The organism is Nocardioides pelophilus (assembly GCF_014180685.1).
Taxonomy (GTDB): Bacteria; Actinomycetota; Actinomycetes; order Propionibacteriales; family Nocardioidaceae; genus Nocardioides; species Nocardioides pelophilus.
On the sequence record NZ_JACEHF010000001.1, the window covers coordinates 72051 to 89798 of the forward strand.

A 17748-nucleotide genomic window follows, 5' to 3' on the forward strand; every position below is an offset into this window, starting at 1 on the left:
GCCTGTTCCTCTCAGAAGCCGAGCCGCTGTCGCAGGCCGCGTCCGGCGGCCAGCCGCAGCACACGGCCGGCGATGGCCGTACGCCGGGCGGAGTACGGGTACCAGGTGAGCTCTTTGGCGGCCAACGGGATGCGCGGTTCGGTGATGGCCTGCACGCGGCAGTACTTCCGCAGACCCTGCGCTCCACCCAGCCGCGCGCCCAAGCCCGACGACTTCCAGCCGCTGTGCGGCAGCCCAGCCGCGAACAGGTTGCTGAAGACGTCGTTGACGTTGACCGCCCCGACGTCGAGCCGATCGGCCATCCGGCGACCGCGCGCGACGTCGCGCGTCCACACGGTAGCGGACAGCCCGTACTCCGAGTCGTTGGTCAGGCGCACCGCCTCGTCCTCGTCAGCCACTCTCATGACCGGCAGGGTCGGGCCGAACGTCTCTTCGGTCATGCAGACCATGCGGTGGTCGACGTCGACGAGCAGCGTGGGGGCGTAGAAGTTCCCCTCAGCACCACGGGCTCCCCCGACCAGCACCCGTGCACCCGATTTTCGAGCATCCTCCACGTGGCGCTCCACGGTGTCCACCTGCGCCCGCGTCACCATCGCACCCACGTCATCGCGTGGGCCGGACCCCTGCCTGAGCGAGTCCAGTGCCTGCACCAACTTCTCCACGAACCGGTCGTAGACCTGGTCCACGACGTAGACGCGCTCCACGGAGATGCACACCTGACCGGAGTTGAACATCGCCCCCCACACGATGCCGTGCGCGGCGCGGTCCAGGTCGGCATCCTCCAGCACGATCGCCGCGTCTTTCCCCCCCAGCTCCAGGCTGACCGGCTTCAGGAGCTCGGCGCAGCGAGTGGCGACGCGGCGCCCGGTGGCCGTCGACCCGGTGAACTGGACGAAGTCGACGATGTCGACCACCGCCGCTCCCGTCTCACCGGCACCAGCCACGTGGGCGAGCACGGGTGGCGCGCCGATCTCGTGCCATCCCTCAACGACGCGCGCGCAGGTCAGTGGCGTCATCTCCGAGGACTTCGTCAGGACGGCGCAACCGGCCGCCAATGCCGGTGCCGCGTCCATCAGGAAGAGCGTGATGGGGAAGTTCCAAGGGATGATGAGGCCCACGACCGGGTAGGGCCGATAGGTGCGAGTCAGCCGCTTCGGGAGGCTCAGCAATCCTCCGGCACCGACGCGTTCGGGAGCAAGGAATGCCTTCGCCTGATCGGCGTAGAAGGAGATGAACTCGCACGAGGCCGTCGTCTCCACCAGGGCGTCCGGCCGCACCTTGCCAGTCTCCGCCACGAGCATGTCCGTCAGCTCGTCGGTGTGCTCGAGGATCCAGGTCCGCCAGCGGCGCAGCCACATCGCACGGGCCGCCGGCCCCATGTCCCTCCACTCGACTTGAGCGGCACGGAGATCGGCCGCGACAGCTTCTACACCAGAGGCGTCGACGACCGGCACGGAGCGGACCACCTTTCCGTCAATGGGTCGACGGATGTCGAGGATGGAGGCGGACGGGGCGTTCATGGGAGCTCCTGTCGAGGGACGCGGCCGGACTGGATGACCGAGGCCGCGAGCTGATGAGCAGCCTCAGATGTCGATGACATTCAGAACGCCGTCGGCGTGCAGAGCGCGAAGGCGCTTCTTGTCGAACTTCCCGACCGAGGTCTTGGGCACCTCGGGGACGAAGCACCACCTTTCGGGCAGCCACCACTTCGCGACCTTGCCCTCCAGGAAGTCGCGCAACTGACCAGGCGCGACCTCGCTGCCGTCGCGGAGCACGATCACGGCCAGAGGTCGCTCCTGCCACTTCTCGTCCGGTACTCCGATCACCGAGGCTTCCAGAACGTCGGGATGACCGGCGAGCTCGAGCTCGAGCTCGACCGAGGAGATCCACTCGCCACCGGACTTGATCACGTCCTTAGCACGGTCTGTCAGCGTGACGAAGCTGCGCTCGTCGATGCGACCCACGTCGCCGGTGCGTAGCCACCCGTCCTGGAACTTCTCGCCGTCCTCGTCGGCAACGTAGGCGCCGGTAACCCAGGGACCCCGCACCTGCAGCTCGCCGACCGATGCGCCGTTGTGCGGCAGCTCGTTGCCCTCGTCGTCGACCAGCCTCAGTTCCACGCCGGCCACCGGGCGGCCCTGGGTAGCGCGCAGCGCCCACTGCTCGTCAGGGCCGAGAGCGGCCGGTGGCCTGGCGATCGTGGCGAGCGGGGAGGTCTCGGTCATCCCCCACGCCTGCACGATGTGCACGCCGTACTTCTCCTCGAATGCTTGCATCAGGTGAAGCGGTACGGCGGATCCCCCACAGGCGACCAGCCCGAGGGAGGAGACGTCCTGGCCCGGGTTGGCCTCGAGATAGTTGAGAACCTCGCTCCAGATCGTGGGGACCGCGCCGGCGATGGTCGGCTTCTCGGTGGCGATGAGCCGCACCAGCGGCTCAGCCTGCAGAAATCGGTCGGGCATGAGCAGGTCCGCACCCGCCATCATGGCCGCGTAGACCAGGCCCCAGGCGTTCGCGTGGAACATGGGCACGATCGCCAGGATGCAATCGTCACCGGTGACGCTGAGTCCGTCGGCCGCGCACGCGGCCATCGAGTGCAGGTAGGTCGAACGGTGGCTGTAGGCCACCCCCTTGGGGTTGCCGGTGGTGCCCGAGGTATAGCACATGGCTGCGGCGGACCGCTCGTCCACGTCGGGCCAGTCGAACGTTCCTGGATGGCCGGCGATGAAGTCCTCATACCCGACGACGGTGACGCCGTCGCGGCGCAACTGCGTCGGGTCGGCCTGCCCGGTCACGACGACAGTGTGGACGCTCTGGATCTGCGGCAGCACGGGTGCCAGTAGCGGCGCCAGGCTGCCGTCCACGATGACGACCCGGTCCTCGGCGTGGTTTCCGATGTAGGCGAGCTGCTCGGCGGTGAGACGAGGATTCAAGGTGTGCAGCACGCCGCCCATGGACGGGACGGCGCAATAGGCCTCGACGTGCTCCTGGTTGTTCCACATGAAGGTGGCGACTCGCTCGTCGCCATTGACGCCACAGGCGCGCAGCGCGTGGGCGAGCTGGGCCGACCGGCGTCCCACCTCCGCGAATGTCCCGCTCGTGACGCTGCCATCCGGTTGCAAGGTCCGCACGCGCGCCCCGCCGTGAACGCGTGCACCGTGGCGCACAATCGCTGCCGTCGTGAGTGGGACGTCCATCATCGTGCTCTTCATAGGGTTCCTTTGTTGTGGGGAGCAGGTGGCGGCGGCTCGTAGAGACCGAGCCGGCGGGGCGACGCTCAGGTTGCTCCGGCGGTCAGGAGCTCGGCCCGGTCGACGGGAAGTCCTTGGGCGATAGTCCGCTTGCTGAACACGAAGTCGCGCGGCCGGTTGACACAGTCAGCTGCGATGAGCTCCCCAGCGCGCAGGTAGAAGCAGCTGAAGTCGCGGTCGCTGATCGGGTCACCACTAAGTACGACCTCGTCGTACCCCGTGTTCAGTCCTGCGATCTGAAGCTTGACCTCGTACTGGTCCGACCAGAACCAGGGCAGCGCTCTGATCGTCCTGTCGTTACCGCACAAGGTGGCGGCAGCGACCTTCGCTTGTTCCCCGGCGCTTGGCACGGACTCAAGCCGAATGCGCCGCCCGTACCGTCCCATCAGGTGGCTAGCGCAGTCGCCCGCGGCCACGATGTCGTGGTCGCTGGTGCGGGCATGGTCGTCGATCACGACCCCGTCATCGACGAGGAGACCCGCGGCGGCAGCCAGCTCGGTGTTGGGCTCGATGCCAATCCCGACGATGACGAGGTCAGCCGCGAGCTCGTCGCCATCGGCCAACCGGACCCCTCGGACGCGGTCCTCGCCACTCAGCGCCTCAACGACAGCACCGGTATGAATGGTCACTCCCGCGTCGCGGTGGATCCGCTCGTAGAACGCGGACACTTCCGGTGCGGTGACCCGCTCAAGCACGCGCTCGGCCGCCTCGACCACCGTCACGTCCAGTCCTAGAGCGTGGAGGGAAGCAGCGGTTTCCAGACCGATGTAGCCACCACCGATGATGACCGCTCGCCGACCCAGCTGTGAGGACTCCCTGATCTGCTCCACGTCCGCGAACGTGCGCAGATAGTGGACTCCGGAAAGGTCGGCTCCCGGAATGGTGAGCCGCCGAGCCCGGCCCCCCGTGCACAAGGCCAGCTTGTCGTAGGGCAGGGTCCGACCGCCCTCCAGCACGACGCGGCCCCTTGCACGGTCGATCGACTCCACACGCGCATCGACCAGCTGGATCTGCTGCTTGGCGTAGAACTCCGCCTTCCGAATAGTCAGCTCTTGCAAAGTGCTCTTGCCGGCGAGATAGGCCTTGGACAACGGCGGTCGCTGATAGGGCAACGTTGCCTCATCCCCCAACAGGACTACCTCGCCGTCCCAGCCTTCCTGGCGCAGGCTAGCGGCCAGTTGAGCCCCAGCATGGCTGGCTCCGACGACGATCGCGGTCCCGTTCGTCATGCGCCGTTCTTCGCGGTCAGGCGCACCATGAGCTTGCTGATGCCCCGCACGAAGTTGGACTGGACGTACTCCGGCTCGCCGACGACCTCGATGTTCTCGAAGCGAGGAAGCAGTTCCTCCCACAAGATCCTCAACTGGAGCTCGGCCAGCCGGTTACCCATGCACCGGTGCACCCCGAATCCGAATGCAATGTGGTTGCGCGCATTCTTGCGGTCGATAATCAGTTCGTCAGGTCGCTCGAAGACGCGCTCGTCCCGGTTCCCCGAGGCGTACCACATGACCACCTTGTCGCCCTTGCGAATGAACTGCCCATTCAGCACTGTGTCCTTCTTGGCGACGCGGCGCATGTACGCGAGCGGGGTCTGCCAACGGATGATCTCCGAAACCATGTTCGGGATCAGGTCCGGATTCGCCTTGAGCTTCTCGAACTGCTCGGGGAACTGGTTCAGCGCGAGCACGCCGCCACTCATCGAGTTGCGCGTGGTGTCGTTGCCGCCGACGATGAGCAGCACCAGGTTGCCCAGGAACTCCATCGGACGATCGATGAGGTCCTTGGTGTCCTCGTTGGTCTGCAGCATCGTGATCAGGTCGAAGCCGGGCTCCTCCCCAGCAGCGAGCCGGGCCGCCTTGTCGTGCCACAACGCGCTGAGACCCCGCGCCATATCGACCATGCCATTGAACACCTCGTCGTTGTCGGAGGGACCACCGTTGGCCTGCTCCATCGAGCTGGCCAGGTCAGACCACTCGACCAGCTTGCGACGCTGCTCGTAAGGGAAGTCGAGCAGGGTCGCCAGCATCCGCGCCGTGAGCTCGATCGAGACGTTCTGCACCCAGTCGAACGGCTGGTCCACCGGGAGGTCGTCCAACACCTCGCGAACGCGCGAGCGAATCAGACTCTCCATCTCACGCAGGTTCTTTGGTGCGACCACCCCCTGGACCGCCGCTCGCTGCCGGTCGTGACGAGGCGGGTCCATCGCTATGAACATGGCGATGTCCATGAACTTCGGAGGCGCACCGATGATGATGAACGGCTCTGCCGAGAAGACGTCGTGGTTCTTGTCGACAGCGATGATGTCGGCGTGCCGGGTGACCGACCAGAACGGCCCGAACGGGCTGTTGGGCTGGTAGTGCACGGGAGCCTCGTTCCGCACACGCTCGAAGTACGACCGCCACTTGCCCTGGCGGTAGAGGAACGGGTTGCTCAGGTCGATGTCGGCGAGCTCGACCTCCTCCACGGGCGGGATGGGACTCTCGACGAAGATCTTCTGTCCATTCGTCCCGGTCACCCAGCGACGAGTCTTGTCGTAGAGATGGGCGCCCCGGATCTGCAACTCGATCGGGAGGGTCGACTGGACCTTCTCGCTCAGCGTGTCTGCAACGTTCATGATTATCGATCCACTTCTCTTGTCGATCACATCTGGAACTCAGGCAGCTGGACGATCAGGCCGTCCCACTCCTGCGACACCCTCATCTGACAGGACAGTCGGGACGTGGGCTGCCGTTCAGGATTCATCGACAGCATCTCCTCCTCGACGGGCTCGGAGAGACCCACCGTGTCCGACCAGTGCGCGTCGACGATCACATGACAGGTGCCGCACGCGGCTTCTCCCCCGCAGTCGCCGTCGATGCCTGGCACCATGTTGTCTACAGCGATCTGCATGAGCGACTGGCCCTCGTCCAGCGGCGCCTCGTGCTTCTCGCCGTCGTGGGATACGAAGGTGACTACTCCCATGGTCCAACTCCTCACGGATCGAAACGTGTTCGAAAGTCTTGTGAGTCCGATCCCGTGTGGCTATGGTCACCTCAGTCAGAATGTTGTGATTTCGGCTCAGAGGACGCACTGCATGCGCGCGCCCGAACCCGGCGTCCCTCCCCTCGCCTTCGCGCAGATGCTGCTCAGCGCCGCGATCGAACCCGAGGCTAGGGCCCGATTTCGCGAGGTCATGGCCCGCGAGGGAACCCATGAGGCTGCCCTGGTGGCGTCCGGCGTCCCGGCACCGGTGCGCTGGTTTCGGGAGGTCTTCCCAGATCTCGATACGGACGAGGCAACCCGACTGGGGTTGGATTTCGCCGAGCACGCTCACCTGACCTCCTTCGGACCATTGAGCATGCCGCTGGTGAGCGCGGGATCAGTCGCCGAGATCGTCGAGCTCCTCGCCTACCTGCCGTTGATCTCCACCGCCGTGCGCCCCCAGTTCCACACCAACGAGCGTGGTCTCACGGTCGGGCTTACCGGCCACACGGGCGATCCGGACCTGGACTGCCTGGTCATCGCCTACTGCGGGGCCACGGTGCTGCGCCTCTTGGACATGCTCGCCGGGACCTTGCCCTCGATCAGACTCCACCTCGGCTGGCCGACACCGTCGTCCTGGACCGAGGAAGGGGGACCGCGCGGCACGCGTGTGATCTTCGACGCCCCCACCTCCTACGTGCAGGTCCCTCGAGATGCCCTCGACGAGGCATGCCGCTTCGCCGACCCCGTCGCATACCGCGTCGCGATATCGGAACTGCGCCGAGCGCTGGAGCGACGCGACGGTGCAGTCTCCTTCTCGGAGCGAGTGCGGGTCATCCTGGAGGACGACCCCAGTCAGTTTCACAGCCAGCGCGTCGCTCACCAGCTCTGCATCTCCACGAGCACCCTGAAGAGGAAGCTCGCCGAGGAGGGAACCACCTTCCGAGACATCCGCGAGTCCTGGCTGCGGGAACGGGCTATCGTTCGCCTGCTCGACTCGTCCGCGTCGATAAGTCAGGTGGCTGGCGAGCTCGGCTATAGCGATCTCACCAACTTCTCGCATGCCTTCAAGCGGTGGACTGGACAGTCCCCGAGCGAGTTTCGCCAACTCAGCGCGCGCTTCCACGACCACGGTTGATCATTGAGTCCCCGATAGGGGTGTAGCGCGATCCAGGTCGGAACTGGGCCGATCTATTCACGCTGCCCCGGCTCAGAACGCCCCCAGAACACGGGGTTGCCAGCGAGAGCCCCGCATTGTCGAGGCCCTCGTTGCATCTGGACGTTTCACGAGAGCAAACTGCGCTTCCCAGAAGCGCACCCGCCCCCGGTGCCGAGTGCCTGATCAGGCTCGTAATCGATGAGCCCGCGGTTGGCCGAGCCCCGTATGCAGGCACGAGCGAAGTGGGGCAAGGTGGGCCTGATGCGCTCGGTCTGCGAGTGGCTATGCGTTGCACGTCTGCGATCAAGTGGCCCATCCGCAGTGGGCGTCGGAATCATTGGACGCTGAGGAAACTGTCGTCGTCGATTGGGAGCCCCACGCTCTGGGCGAGATCACGCATGACCAACCAGACCTGGTGCGCGATCCGCGCGACGACCTCTTCCTGGGACTCGTCGCGGTGGTCCAGCCACCAGATTATCCCGGCGTCGACCATGCCCATGAGCCCGGCCATGACGCCGTCCGGGGGATCAACTTGGACGTCAGGAGTGCGCAAGTAGGCCGACGCTGCGGCCACCACCTCACCCAGGAATCGCGTCCGCCCCAGCCTGGCGCGGTGAGTGTCCTTGCTCTGCTGGCGTGCGGCCATGAAGCGATAGAGATTCGGATGTTCGGCAGCCCACCCGACGGCAGCACCTATCACACCCCCGATGATTGTTGGAGCTGTGCCACTCACTCGCATGGCGGGCCGAACAGCATCAATGAGCTGGTCGGAAGCGAACCGCAGCACTTCGCTCTCGAGATCCTCCTTACTGTCGAAGTGGCGGTAGACGTGGGGCCGCGCCACCCCAGCCCGGTCCGCAATCTGGGCGGTGCCGACCCCGACCCCGTGCTCCTCGATCGCGCCGGCAGCGGCGACAACGATCCGGTCACGTTGCGGGGCTCGGTGGGATTCGTGCGCGGTCGACCGGCGCACCACGGCCGTGTCCACCCACTTCGCGATATCCACGACCGCAATCTAACCCACGACACTGGCGCGGGTACACGTCGTACCCGTAGTCTGGTACAGGTTGTACCCGGCACTCACTACCCCTTGGAGGACCTATGCCCGGCCGCCGTTCGCCCTGGATGACCCAGGACCTCGACGACTTCCGCCAGCTCGCCCGCATGTTCTGCGAGAAGGAGATCAAGCCCCACATGGAGCGGTTCATCGCGCAAAAGCGCGTCGACCGCGAACTTTGGACCCGAGCTGGCGAGCTCGGCCTGTTGTGCGCGTCCATTCCAGAGGAGTACGGCGGGGGCGGCGGCAACTTCTTTCACGAGGCGATCCTCATCGAGGAGCAGGCACGCATTGGCGACAGCAGCTGGGGCGCTTCGCTACACAGCGGCATCGTCGCGCACTACCTGCTGCACTACGGCACCGAGGAGCAAAAGCAGGAGTGGCTCCCCAAGATGGCGTCCGGCGAGGTCGTCACCGCCATCGCGATGACCGAGCCCGGCACAGGTTCGGACCTACAAGGAATCAAGACCAGGGCAATTCGAGAAGGCGACGAGTACGTCATCAACGGCGCTAAGACCTTCATCACCAACGGCTACCACGCCGACATGGTGCTGCTCGCCTGCAAGACCACCCCCGATGAGTCCGCTGCAGGCGTGTCCCTGGTCATCGTGCCGACGAACTCCGAGGGATTTCGCCGTGGCCGGGTCCTCGACAAGATCGGCCTGAAGGGCCAAGACACCTGCGAACTCTTCTTCGATGACGTACGGGTGCCTGCCAGCAACTTGCTCGGTACTGAAGAGGGCCAAGGCTTCATCCAGCTCATGATGCAGCTGCCGCAGGAGCGGCTCCTCGTCGCAATCAGCTGTGCCGCGTCGATGGATCTGATGCTCGACCTGACACATGAGTACACATTGTCGCGCGAGGCGTTCGGCAAGCCAATTTTCGGGTTTCAGAACACCAAGTTCAAGCTCGCCGAGGTCGCTACCGAGGCCCGCGTTACCCGCGCCTTCATCGACGAGTGTCTTGACCTGCACGTCAAGGGCGAACTGGATATCCCGACCGCCGCCATGGCCAAGTACTGGTCGTCGGAGCGGGCTCAGCAAGTAGCCGACATTTGCCTGCAACTCCACGGCGGCTACGGCTACATGGAGGAGTATCCGATTGCCCGCGCGTGGACGGACCTGCGCATCAGTCAGATCTACGCCGGCACCACCGAGATCATGAAGGAGATCATCGCCCGGTCTCTGCCGACGCCCACCTGATCCGGGCCTCGGCTGTCCGAGGCAGTCCCGGATTCCCGCAGCTCTTCGGTGGCGCCAGCACATCAGTAAGCCGAGATCCTCGCGGCTACTAGACGATTCCGGCAGGACCGGCGTCCGGCCAGACTCGGTCCAGGTGGTCGGCGGGGTGCTCTCTTTGCGGCTGCCCACCCTCGTTGGGTGTGGCTCGTTTTCGGTCTGCGTCCCCGTCGTCCACCGTGTCGAGGTGTGGCTCAAGAGGGGACTGCCCGGCTCTCAGTAGCAGTGCGCGCCTCGCGTCCCAGTTGATGTCGCGAGATGAGGCGGAATGCAGATGACGAGAGTGTTCATCGGGGTCGATCCCCACAAGTTGTCAGCGACGATCGAAGTCGTCGACGCACAGGAGAAGGTGCTGGCCACGGGCCGGTTCGACACCGACAAGGCCGGCTATGCCGCGATGCGCAAGCACGTCGCGAGGTGGCCGGACCGAGTCTGGGCTGTCGAGGGCAGCGGCGGCGCGGGCCGTCCGCTGGCACAGCGGCTGCTCGCTGACGGCGAGCACGTCGTCGATGTCCCGCCGAAGCTGTCAGCTCGGGTGCGACTCTTCGACACCGGTCACAACCGCAAGACCGACGCCCACGACGCCCACGCTGTCGCCGCGGTGGCAGTGCGCACCAAGAACCTCCGGACGCTGGCCTACGACCAGGAGCTCGAGGCGCTGCGCATGCTGTCCGAGCGTCGCGCCGAGCTCATCAGCCACCGGGTGCAGACCGTGAATCGGTTGCAGCGGCTGTTGTCGGAACTGCTGCCTGGTCAGGCCAAGCCGAACCTCACAGCCCCGCAGGCCAAGGCGATTCTCTCATCGCGTCGACCTCGCGACCTTGCCAACAAGACCCGCAAGAGGATGGCGCTCGAGCAGGTGGAAGACCTGGTAGTGGTCGACGCCCGGATCAAGGCCATCAACAAGGAGCTGAAGGCGATGGTCCTCGCGACCGGGTCGCACCTGATGGACCTTCCGGGCATCGGACCCATCGGCGCCGCGCGAATCCTGGCCGACGTCGGGGACGTGACCCGATTCGCCAATCGCAACCGGTTCGCGTCATGGACCGGTACCGCGCCGTTGGATGCGTCCTCTGGTGAGCAGGTCCGACACCGGTTGTCGCGAGCAGGCAACCGCAAGATCAACCACATGCTGCACATGGCAGCGACGAGCCAGATCCGACTCGACACCGAGGGCCGCGCCTACTACCGACGCAAGCGCGCCGCCGGGAAAACGCACCTCGAAGCCATGCGCTGCTTGAAGCGACGGATCTCAGACGCCGTCTATCGCCAGCTCATAGCCGACGCCAGCGAGGCCGCCGCCGCAAACGTCATCCAGGAGTCAGAGGCGAGCCCGGGAGGGCACTGCGGGGCGACTCAAGAATCCAGCGCGGTCGACCTGCCCCCGCACATCGACACTTCGGATCAGCCACTCCCGGACCCGCAACCGCAACGCTACGCCGCTCAGAACCCGGGTCGGAAGAAGGAAGCCCACGACGTCCTCCTCCGCACCGGTTGACAACAGAGGGGTGCCGAAATGAATCGCCCCGGGTTTCGTGGAGGCTCTGGTGTGTCCCGGGTTCCACGGCGTCTGAGTTTCTGGATTCTGGTGTCTGACATCAGGAGGTTCAGATGGGAAGACCGGGCTATCCGGCGGAGTTTCGACGCAAGGTTCTTGACCTGCTCGCCGAAGGTCGCAGCGTGGCGAGCGTCGCGCGCGATCTCGATGTCAGCGACCAGACGATCTACAACTGGCGCCGCCAGGACCGAATCGACCGCGGCGAACAGCCCGGCCTGACAACAGCAGAGAAGGGCGAACTCTCGGCGTCGAAGAAGCGCATCGCCGAGCTCGAGACCGAGCTGAAGATCGCGCAACGAGCCGTCGACGTGCTGAAGGAGGAGGCCAGCCCAAAAGGCGGTACCCGGCGGTCGAAGTGATCGCCGCGGACAACGTTCGTCGCCGGGCCGTCAGGTTCGACGATTGATGGCGTTCTGGCATGGGTTTCCTGTCCGGGGACGCGACAACGGGCCGATCGGCTGAGTCGGGCCAACGACATCGCCGCTGCGACGACGTCTCTAGGGCTTAAGGAGCTGTTGCATCTGGGTGATCTCCGCCTGCTGGTCGCTGATGATCTTCTCGGCCAGGGCCACCGCGTCCGGGTTCTCGCCCTGGTCAACTTCGACCTCGGCCATCTCGATCGCGCCCTCGTGGTGCTCGGTCATCATCTCCAGGAACATCTGGTCCCAGTCGCCACCCGAGGCCGCCATCAGGTCGCTCATCTGTTCCTCGTCCATCATGCCGGACATGGTGCCGCCGGAGTCGTGACCCATGTCGCCATGCTCCATGCCACTGGCAGGCACTTCCTCACCCCACGTCTCGAGCCAGCCTTAAAGGGTGTCGATCTCTGGGCACCAGACTGGGACAGATGGCCGACGGCACGGCGCAGATCGCCGACAACGCCGACGCCTTCGCGCCCGGCATCGAAGAGCTCATCGACCAGACCAGCCGACTCGCTGAGAACCTACAGCGCTCGGAGTCCTACCTGAACAGAGTGGACCGACAAGCCAACACCGCCGAGGCCGGAGGCTTCTACCTGCCGGCGAAAGCCCTGCAAGACCAACGGTTCGCCTACGCCCGCGAAGTCTTCCTCAGCCCCGACGGACGCGTGGCACGCATCCAGGTCACAGGCGACACCGACCCTCTGAGCCCGGACGGCCTACGCCGCTTCGAGGAAGTGCAGGAGACGGCCGAAACCGCCCTCGAACAAACGCGGCTTGCCGATGCCACCGTCAGCGGCACCGGCGCCGCCGGACTCGGCGCCGACCTGAACCGCTACCTGCTCGACGACGCCAAGCTCGTCCTGGCGGAAGTGCTCCTGGTCGTCCTCCTCGTCCTCATCACCACCCTGAGATCACTCGCCGCACCTCTCTACGTGCTGGTCTCAGTCGCCCTCTCGTGCGCGGCAGCACTCGGCCTGACCACCCTGGTCTTCCAAAACCTCCTCGGCAACGACATCCAATTCGCCGTACCCGTGATCACCTTCATGCTGCTCGTAGCCGTCGGCGCCGACTACAACATCTTGCTGATGAGCCGCATGCGCGAGAACGGCACCACCCTGACCCGCGCCAAAGTCGCCGAAGCCCTCACCCTCACCGGTCTCGTGATCACCTCGGCAGGCATCATCTTCGCCAGCACCTGCATCGCCCTGCTCACCTCGCCAGTGATCACGCTGGCCCAAACCGGATTCGCCGTGGCGTCCGGACTGCTGCTCGACACATTCGTGGTCCGCAGCCTCATCGTCCCCGCCTGCGCTGCCCTCCTCGAGAACCACAACTGGTGGCCCGCACGCCAACCCCGGCTCCCAAAGTCACCCTCGGAAAATCCGGCGTCTGTCCGATCAACGGTGTAACTGATTCCTGGCCTGTACGTCGAGTGTGCGGGAGCAGGGATGTCAGATTCGAGGCCGAACCGACGGATTCGAACCAGCGCCACAAGGTCGTGGGCGACCAGTTCTCCGTGTCATTCCCCGTGGCAAAGGCCGCTCAAAATCAACTCAGCAGCCATCGCCCGGACAGGTTTCTGGGTCACAAAGCGCGACATATGCCGACGTGGTTCAAATGCCAAGTGGCCCTGATCTGCGTTTCCGCAGGCCAGGGGCCACTTTCTTGTAGCGGGGGCAGGATTTGAACCTGCGACCTCTGGATGAAGTCAGCCACCTACCCGCCGTTGCTCGTCAGTGCCCGATGCAGTGCATCCGTGCTGGTTGCGCTTGAGATGACGCGCTCTGACGCTGCCTATCGTAGCCCGTTGGCGCCCACCGTTGCGCAGAGCTATCTGGCCCGTTGATGGCCCACGATCGAATCCCTTGGGCGTCTCGAGCCGATCCGTATTGCGCAGGGCGGATGCTCAGCACGTCCAGCACGCTCGGATCTGGCGATGTGCGGACGTATGTCTTTCCGCGAGCGAGACTCAACTAACGTGACTCGGCCCCGCTCCCCACGTATCGGAGAACCAGTCCGATACATCTGAGCAGTTGGCTGTATTCCACACGACCGTGCCAGGCGAGTCGTTACGGGATCCGTCCAGTTCGACGTCGTCCCCCCACGTACTCGGCCGCGTCGGAACGAGCCGCGGAGACCTATACAAGGACTCTCCGCCGAGGGCAAGCCAACCTGGTCGACCATCCACAAGTTCACCAACGCCCTTGCCGTGCCCTTCCAACCGCACCCAGAACGAGCGTGCGAACTCGCGTCTCAACAGGGTGCGACTCTGCAGCGTGCGGCCCCAGCACGGCCAAGAGGACCTGAAGTCACGCGTTTTCGCAGGTCAGCGCACGACCCACGTCACTAATGGGAGAACAGCGCGGACTCGCCCTCATGTATCGGAAATCTAGTCCGATACGACCGGCCGGCGATCCGTTCGTCCGCCGGCGGGCCGTCGACTGCCGTCCGTAAGCCCACCGCCTTGACAGGAAGGGGAGACAGTGGTCACATTCTCGGTGTAGATAACGACTTAACACGTGTAGTTATTGCAACGACGGGATGAGAGACCATGAATTTCACCCAGGAGTCGACTGCTCGCGACGTGACTCTTGCGTCGGGGACACGGATGCGGTTCTACGAGGCTGGCGCACCTGAAGCGGACCCGGTAGTCCTGCTCCACGGATCCGGCCCGGGCGCCACCGGCTGGTCGAACTTCTCTGGCAACATCGGCCACATCGCCGCGGCCGGCTACTACGCGATCGCGCCCGACATGCCCGGCTGGGGTGACTCCGATGCTGTCGCGACCGACACGATGGACCACGACAAGGATCTAGTCGAACTCCTCGACTACCTCGCGCTGGAGAGTGTGGCTCTTGTCGGCAACTCGATGGGCGCCCACACTGCGATCCGGTTCGCGACCCTGCACCCCAAGCGAGTCACCCACCTCGTGACGATGGGTGCCTCATTGGGCCGGGGCACCACCCTGTTCGGGCCCGCGGACGGGCCAAGCGAGGGCCTCAAGGCGATCGTGAAGGCCTACCGCGACCCGAGCCCCGAGAACATGCAGGCACTGGTCGAGATCATGACGTTCGACAAGACGCGGTTCGCCACCCCCGAGCTCACTGCTGCTCGTTCGCAGGCTGCGCTCGCTCGGCCCGAGCACCTGAGCAATTACCTGGACGGCCTGGCTCACGGCGCGCCGATCCCGATTCGGGTCGACCGAGACGCCATCGCGGCCATCACCGCGCCGACTCTGCTCATCCACGGAAAGGACGACCGGGTTCTCCACTACGAGATCACGTTGTGGCTGCTTGCCAATATCCCGAACTCGCGAGCAGTGCTTCTCAACAGGTGCGGCCACTGGGCGATGATCGAGCACGCCGAAGAGTTCAACCGCCTGGTCATCGACTTCCTCGGCAACAACTGACATCGACAGGCGAAGCAACCGTGACCACTGTGACTTCTCTTGACACCGATGTCGTCATCATCGGAGCCGGACCAGTCGGGCTGACGACCGCCAACCTCCTCGGCGTCCGCGGCCAGCGTGCCATCGTGCTCGAGGCTCGCGACAAGCTGATCGACTACCCGCGCGGCGTCGGCTTGGACGACGAGTCCATCCGCACGCTGCGCACCGCCGGTCTGTGGGAGCAGATCGAGCAGTACACCGTCCCCCACCACGTGGTCCGGTTCGTCAACGGCACCGGCCAGGTCCTGGCGACCAACGACCCCCAGACCCAGGAGTTCGGGTTCCCCCGCAAACACGGCTTCATCCAACCCCTCGTAGACACCGAGCTGGCCTCAGGCCTCGAGCGGTTCACCGGCACCGAGCTCCGCTTCAACCACCGGGTCATCGCGATCGCCGACCGCGGCGACCACGTGGCGGTGACCGCCGAACGGACCGGGCCCGAGGGCGAGCCCCTCGGGCCCGTTACTGTTACCGGCCGTTATGCAGTCGGCTGCGAAGGCGGCGGATCCTTCACCCGCAAGTGGATGGGGGTGCCGTTCGAGGGCAAGTCCCCTGCGACACGCTGGCTGGTAATCGACGTCGCAGACGACCCCATCGGAGTTCCCAACGTCTATCTCGGCGCGGACCCACGGCGCCCCTACGTCTCCATCGGACTCCCCCACGGCATCCGCCGGTGGGAGTTCATGCTTCACGACGACGAACCCAGCGAGCTGGTCGACGATCCGGAGTTCAAGCGCTCACTTCTGGAACGCTTCGTGCCCAACCCCTCCGCCCTGCACATCATCAACCAGCGGACCTTCACCCACCACGGCCGGGTCGCCAGTACCTTCCGCAAGGGCAATGTGTTCCTGGCAGGGGACGCAGCGCACCTCATGCCGGTCTGGCTCGGCCAGGGCTGGAACTCCGGCATCAGGGACGCGACGAACCTCTCCTGGAAACTGAGCGCAGTCCTCGCCGGGGATGCTTCCGATGACCTGCTCGACACGTACACCTCTGAGCGGCACAAGCACGTCACCGACATGATCGACATCAACATGGCGGTAGGGTCGGTGATGAAGATGGGACGTTTCGGCGCGAGGATCCGCGACGTCGCCGCCAACGCGCTCAACGTCGTGCCGCCCTGGAAGGCCTACTTCACCGAGCTGCGGTTCAAGCCGATGCCGCGCTACTCGACGGGAGTCGTCGTTGACCAGGCAACCATGAGCCCGGGCCGGGCCGGGGTCGACCTCAAGGTCTCCCGGCTCGCCCCGTTCATCGACTCCGCCGGTTCCGCCTCACCGGTGGGGCTGCAGTTCGTCCAGCCGCGCGTGAACACCGCTGAGAGCACCAACGTCCTGCTCGATGAGGTCACGGGTGACTGGTGGACGCTTGCGACCTGGGGAACCAACCCAGCGGCGTACTTGTCCCCAGCTGACCTTCAGCTCCTTGCCAGGCACCGGGTCAAGCTGGTCTCGTTCATGCCCGAGACCCAACGGCCGTGGGCAGAGAAGCGGTTCGCTGATTCCCCGGCTGCCGTGACCGTCGTCGGTGACACCACAGGCGCACTCAAGCGGTGGTTCGACATCCGGGCGTGCGGACTGATCATCTTGCGCCCCGACCACTTCGTCGCCGCCGCTGCGTTGACGCAGCAGACCTCGCAAGCACTCGCCGCGGTCGTCGCCGCGGGCTCTCTGGCCCCCGTTGAGCAAGGAGCTTCCGCATGAGCCTGGCCCTGGTGTGCATGTCGCACAGCCCACTGCTGGACTACGCCTCGCCGCCAGCAGAGGTGACCGCAGCCGTGGACGCTGCGTTCGATCAGGCACGGTCGTTCGTTCGCGATTACGACCCGACCCTGGTGGTTTCGTTCGCGCCTGACCACTACAACGGCTTCTTCTACGACCTGATGCCTCCGTTCTGTATCGGATACGAGGCGCTCGGGGTCGGCGACTACGGCACTACTCCGGGACCTCTCGACGTCCCGACGGAGGTTGCCGAGCGTCTTGCCCAGTGGGTCGCCGACCGCGACCTCGACGTTGCCATCTCCCGGCGCATGGAGGTCGACCACGGCGCGATCCAGCCATTGGAGATCCTCTTCGGCGGCATCGATACCGTTCCCACAATCCCTGTCTTCGTCAACGGTGTCGCGAAACCGTTCGTAAGAATGTCCCGGGTCAGGGCGCTGGGCGAAGCCATCGGCTCTTTCTTGAGCACTCTGACCTCCGAGCGTGCACTCATCATCGGGTCCGGTGGCCTCTCACACGATCCGCCGGTGCCGCAGTGGGCCACTGCGACTGACGCGCAACGAGCCCTGCTGCTCAACGGTCGGAACCCCTCACCCGAAGCGCGGGACGCACGCCAGCAACGCGTCATCGACACCGCACAGGCATTCACCGCCGGCACCGCTACGATCCGCGACCTCAACCCTGAATGGGACCAGGCCCTGATGAAGGTCCTCGCCTCAGGGGACCTTTCACCGATCGACGAGATGAACCCCGCCCAGATGGCCGCCGATGCGGGCAACTCAGCCCACGAGGTCCGCACCTGGGTCGCAGCATTCGCCGCGCTCGGCGCATCGGGCCCGTACGAGCTGGAGACCTCGTTCTACCACCCGATCAAGGAGTACATCGCCGGCTTCGGTGTCATGACCGCGCGGTCCCAACCTGTTTGAGATCGCA

13 protein-coding genes and 2 pseudogenes are annotated in these 17748 nt (G+C 65.3%); 8 read left to right on the forward strand and 7 right to left on the reverse strand.

The genetic code is table 11. The features are described 5' to 3' along the window. Positions 1 to 11 precede the first annotated feature (11 nt). The 5 genes and pseudogenes from H0488_RS00345 to H0488_RS00365 all read right to left on the reverse strand — a co-directional run bounded on the left by H0488_RS00345 (position 12) and on the right by H0488_RS00365 (position 6212). Entirely contained in the window at positions 12 to 1520 is a 1509-nt protein-coding gene (locus H0488_RS00345) for an aldehyde dehydrogenase family protein (RefSeq protein WP_183097330.1), read from the reverse strand. Positions 1521 to 1583: 63 nt separating this feature from the next. Beyond that, positions 1584 to 3212: a long-chain fatty acid--CoA ligase gene (locus tag H0488_RS00350; protein WP_183092417.1), complete on the reverse strand. Its 1629-nt coding sequence runs from the start codon at positions 3210 to 3212 to the stop codon at positions 1584 to 1586. A gap of 65 nt (positions 3213 to 3277) precedes the next feature. After that, entirely contained in the window at positions 3278 to 4480 is a 1203-nt protein-coding gene (locus tag H0488_RS00355; RefSeq protein WP_183097331.1) for an NAD(P)/FAD-dependent oxidoreductase, read from the reverse strand. A gap of 14 nt (positions 4481 to 4494) precedes the next feature. Beyond that, a pseudogene (locus H0488_RS00360) lies at positions 4495 to 5865 on the reverse strand (cytochrome P450); the annotation flags it as partial. Positions 5866 to 5891: 26 nt separating this feature from the next. Further along, a complete protein-coding gene (locus H0488_RS00365) occupies positions 5892 to 6212 on the reverse strand; it encodes a 2Fe-2S iron-sulfur cluster-binding protein (protein WP_183092419.1) in 321 nt (106 codons plus the stop codon). Between the two features lie 112 nt (positions 6213 to 6324). On the opposite strand from H0488_RS00365, the gene H0488_RS00370 reads away from it, so the two are divergent. Continuing rightward, entirely contained in the window at positions 6325 to 7350 is a 1026-nt protein-coding gene (locus H0488_RS00370; protein ID WP_183097332.1) for an AraC family transcriptional regulator, read from the forward strand. A 355-nt stretch (positions 7351 to 7705) separates the two neighbouring features. Here the strand turns inward: H0488_RS00370 and H0488_RS00375 are convergent, their stop codons facing one another. Further along, positions 7706 to 8377, reverse strand: a complete 672-nt coding sequence (locus H0488_RS00375) for a TetR/AcrR family transcriptional regulator (RefSeq protein WP_312856153.1) — start codon at positions 8375 to 8377, stop codon at positions 7706 to 7708. A gap of 119 nt (positions 8378 to 8496) precedes the next feature. Between H0488_RS00375 and H0488_RS00380 the strand changes: the two genes are divergently transcribed. The 3 genes from H0488_RS00380 (at position 8497) to H0488_RS00390 (ending at position 11583) form a co-directional block, all read left to right on the forward strand. Next, entirely contained in the window at positions 8497 to 9630 is a 1134-nt protein-coding gene (locus H0488_RS00380; RefSeq protein WP_246371235.1) for an acyl-CoA dehydrogenase family protein, read from the forward strand. Between the two features lie 319 nt (positions 9631 to 9949). Beyond that, on the forward strand, positions 9950 to 11164 hold the full coding sequence (locus H0488_RS00385; protein WP_220794060.1) for an IS110 family RNA-guided transposase: 1215 nt from the start codon (positions 9950 to 9952) through the stop codon (positions 11162 to 11164). Positions 11165 to 11277: 113 nt separating this feature from the next. After that, the gene (locus H0488_RS00390; RefSeq protein WP_183097334.1) at positions 11278 to 11583 is read left to right on the forward strand and encodes a transposase; all 306 of its coding nucleotides are present in this window, start codon (positions 11278 to 11280) and stop codon (positions 11581 to 11583) included. Between the two features lie 138 nt (positions 11584 to 11721). On the opposite strand, the pseudogene H0488_RS00395 reads toward H0488_RS00390, so the two are convergent. Further along, positions 11722 to 12021, reverse strand: a pseudogene (locus tag H0488_RS00395) (DUF305 domain-containing protein); the annotation flags it as partial. A gap of 50 nt (positions 12022 to 12071) precedes the next feature. On the opposite strand from H0488_RS00395, the gene H0488_RS00400 reads away from it, so the two are divergent. From H0488_RS00400 to H0488_RS00415, 4 genes are all read left to right on the forward strand, one after another. Then, positions 12072 to 13055: an MMPL family transporter gene (locus H0488_RS00400; RefSeq protein WP_246371238.1), complete on the forward strand. Its 984-nt coding sequence runs from the start codon at positions 12072 to 12074 to the stop codon at positions 13053 to 13055. A 1142-nt stretch (positions 13056 to 14197) separates the two neighbouring features. Continuing rightward, positions 14198 to 15055 (forward strand): alpha/beta fold hydrolase, encoded by an 858-nt coding sequence (locus H0488_RS00405; RefSeq protein WP_183097335.1) that lies wholly within the window; start codon positions 14198 to 14200, stop codon positions 15053 to 15055. A 29-nt stretch (positions 15056 to 15084) separates the two neighbouring features. Further along, a complete protein-coding gene (gene mhpA, locus H0488_RS00410) occupies positions 15085 to 16797 on the forward strand; it encodes a bifunctional 3-(3-hydroxy-phenyl)propionate/3-hydroxycinnamic acid hydroxylase MhpA (RefSeq protein WP_183097336.1) in 1713 nt (570 codons plus the stop codon). Continuing rightward, on the forward strand, positions 16794 to 17741 hold the full coding sequence (locus H0488_RS00415; protein WP_183097337.1) for a 3-carboxyethylcatechol 2,3-dioxygenase: 948 nt from the start codon (positions 16794 to 16796) through the stop codon (positions 17739 to 17741). The genes mhpA and H0488_RS00415 overlap by 4 nt, the downstream gene beginning before the upstream one ends. Positions 17742 to 17748 lie beyond the last annotated feature (7 nt).

Coding starts and splice junctions, on each gene's coding strand:
- H0488_RS00370 (WP_183097332.1), top strand. CDS start 6,325: ATGCGCGCGCCCGAACCCGGCGTCCCTCCCCTCGCCTTCGCGCAGATG.
- H0488_RS00350 (WP_183092417.1), bottom strand. CDS start 3,212: ATGAAGAGCACGATGATGGACGTCCCACTCACGACGGCAGCGATTGTG.
- H0488_RS00390 (WP_183097334.1), top strand. CDS start 11,278: ATGGGAAGACCGGGCTATCCGGCGGAGTTTCGACGCAAGGTTCTTGAC.
- H0488_RS00415 (WP_183097337.1), top strand. CDS start 16,794: ATGAGCCTGGCCCTGGTGTGCATGTCGCACAGCCCACTGCTGGACTAC.
- H0488_RS00400 (WP_246371238.1), top strand. CDS start 12,072: ATGGCCGACGGCACGGCGCAGATCGCCGACAACGCCGACGCCTTCGCG.
- H0488_RS00380 (WP_246371235.1), top strand. CDS start 8,497: ATGACCCAGGACCTCGACGACTTCCGCCAGCTCGCCCGCATGTTCTGC.
- H0488_RS00355 (WP_183097331.1), bottom strand. CDS start 4,480: ATGACGAACGGGACCGCGATCGTCGTCGGAGCCAGCCATGCTGGGGCT.
- H0488_RS00345 (WP_183097330.1), bottom strand. CDS start 1,520: ATGAACGCCCCGTCCGCCTCCATCCTCGACATCCGTCGACCCATTGAC.
- H0488_RS00405 (WP_183097335.1), top strand. CDS start 14,198: ATGAATTTCACCCAGGAGTCGACTGCTCGCGACGTGACTCTTGCGTCG.
- H0488_RS00365 (WP_183092419.1), bottom strand. CDS start 6,212: ATGGGAGTAGTCACCTTCGTATCCCACGACGGCGAGAAGCACGAGGCG.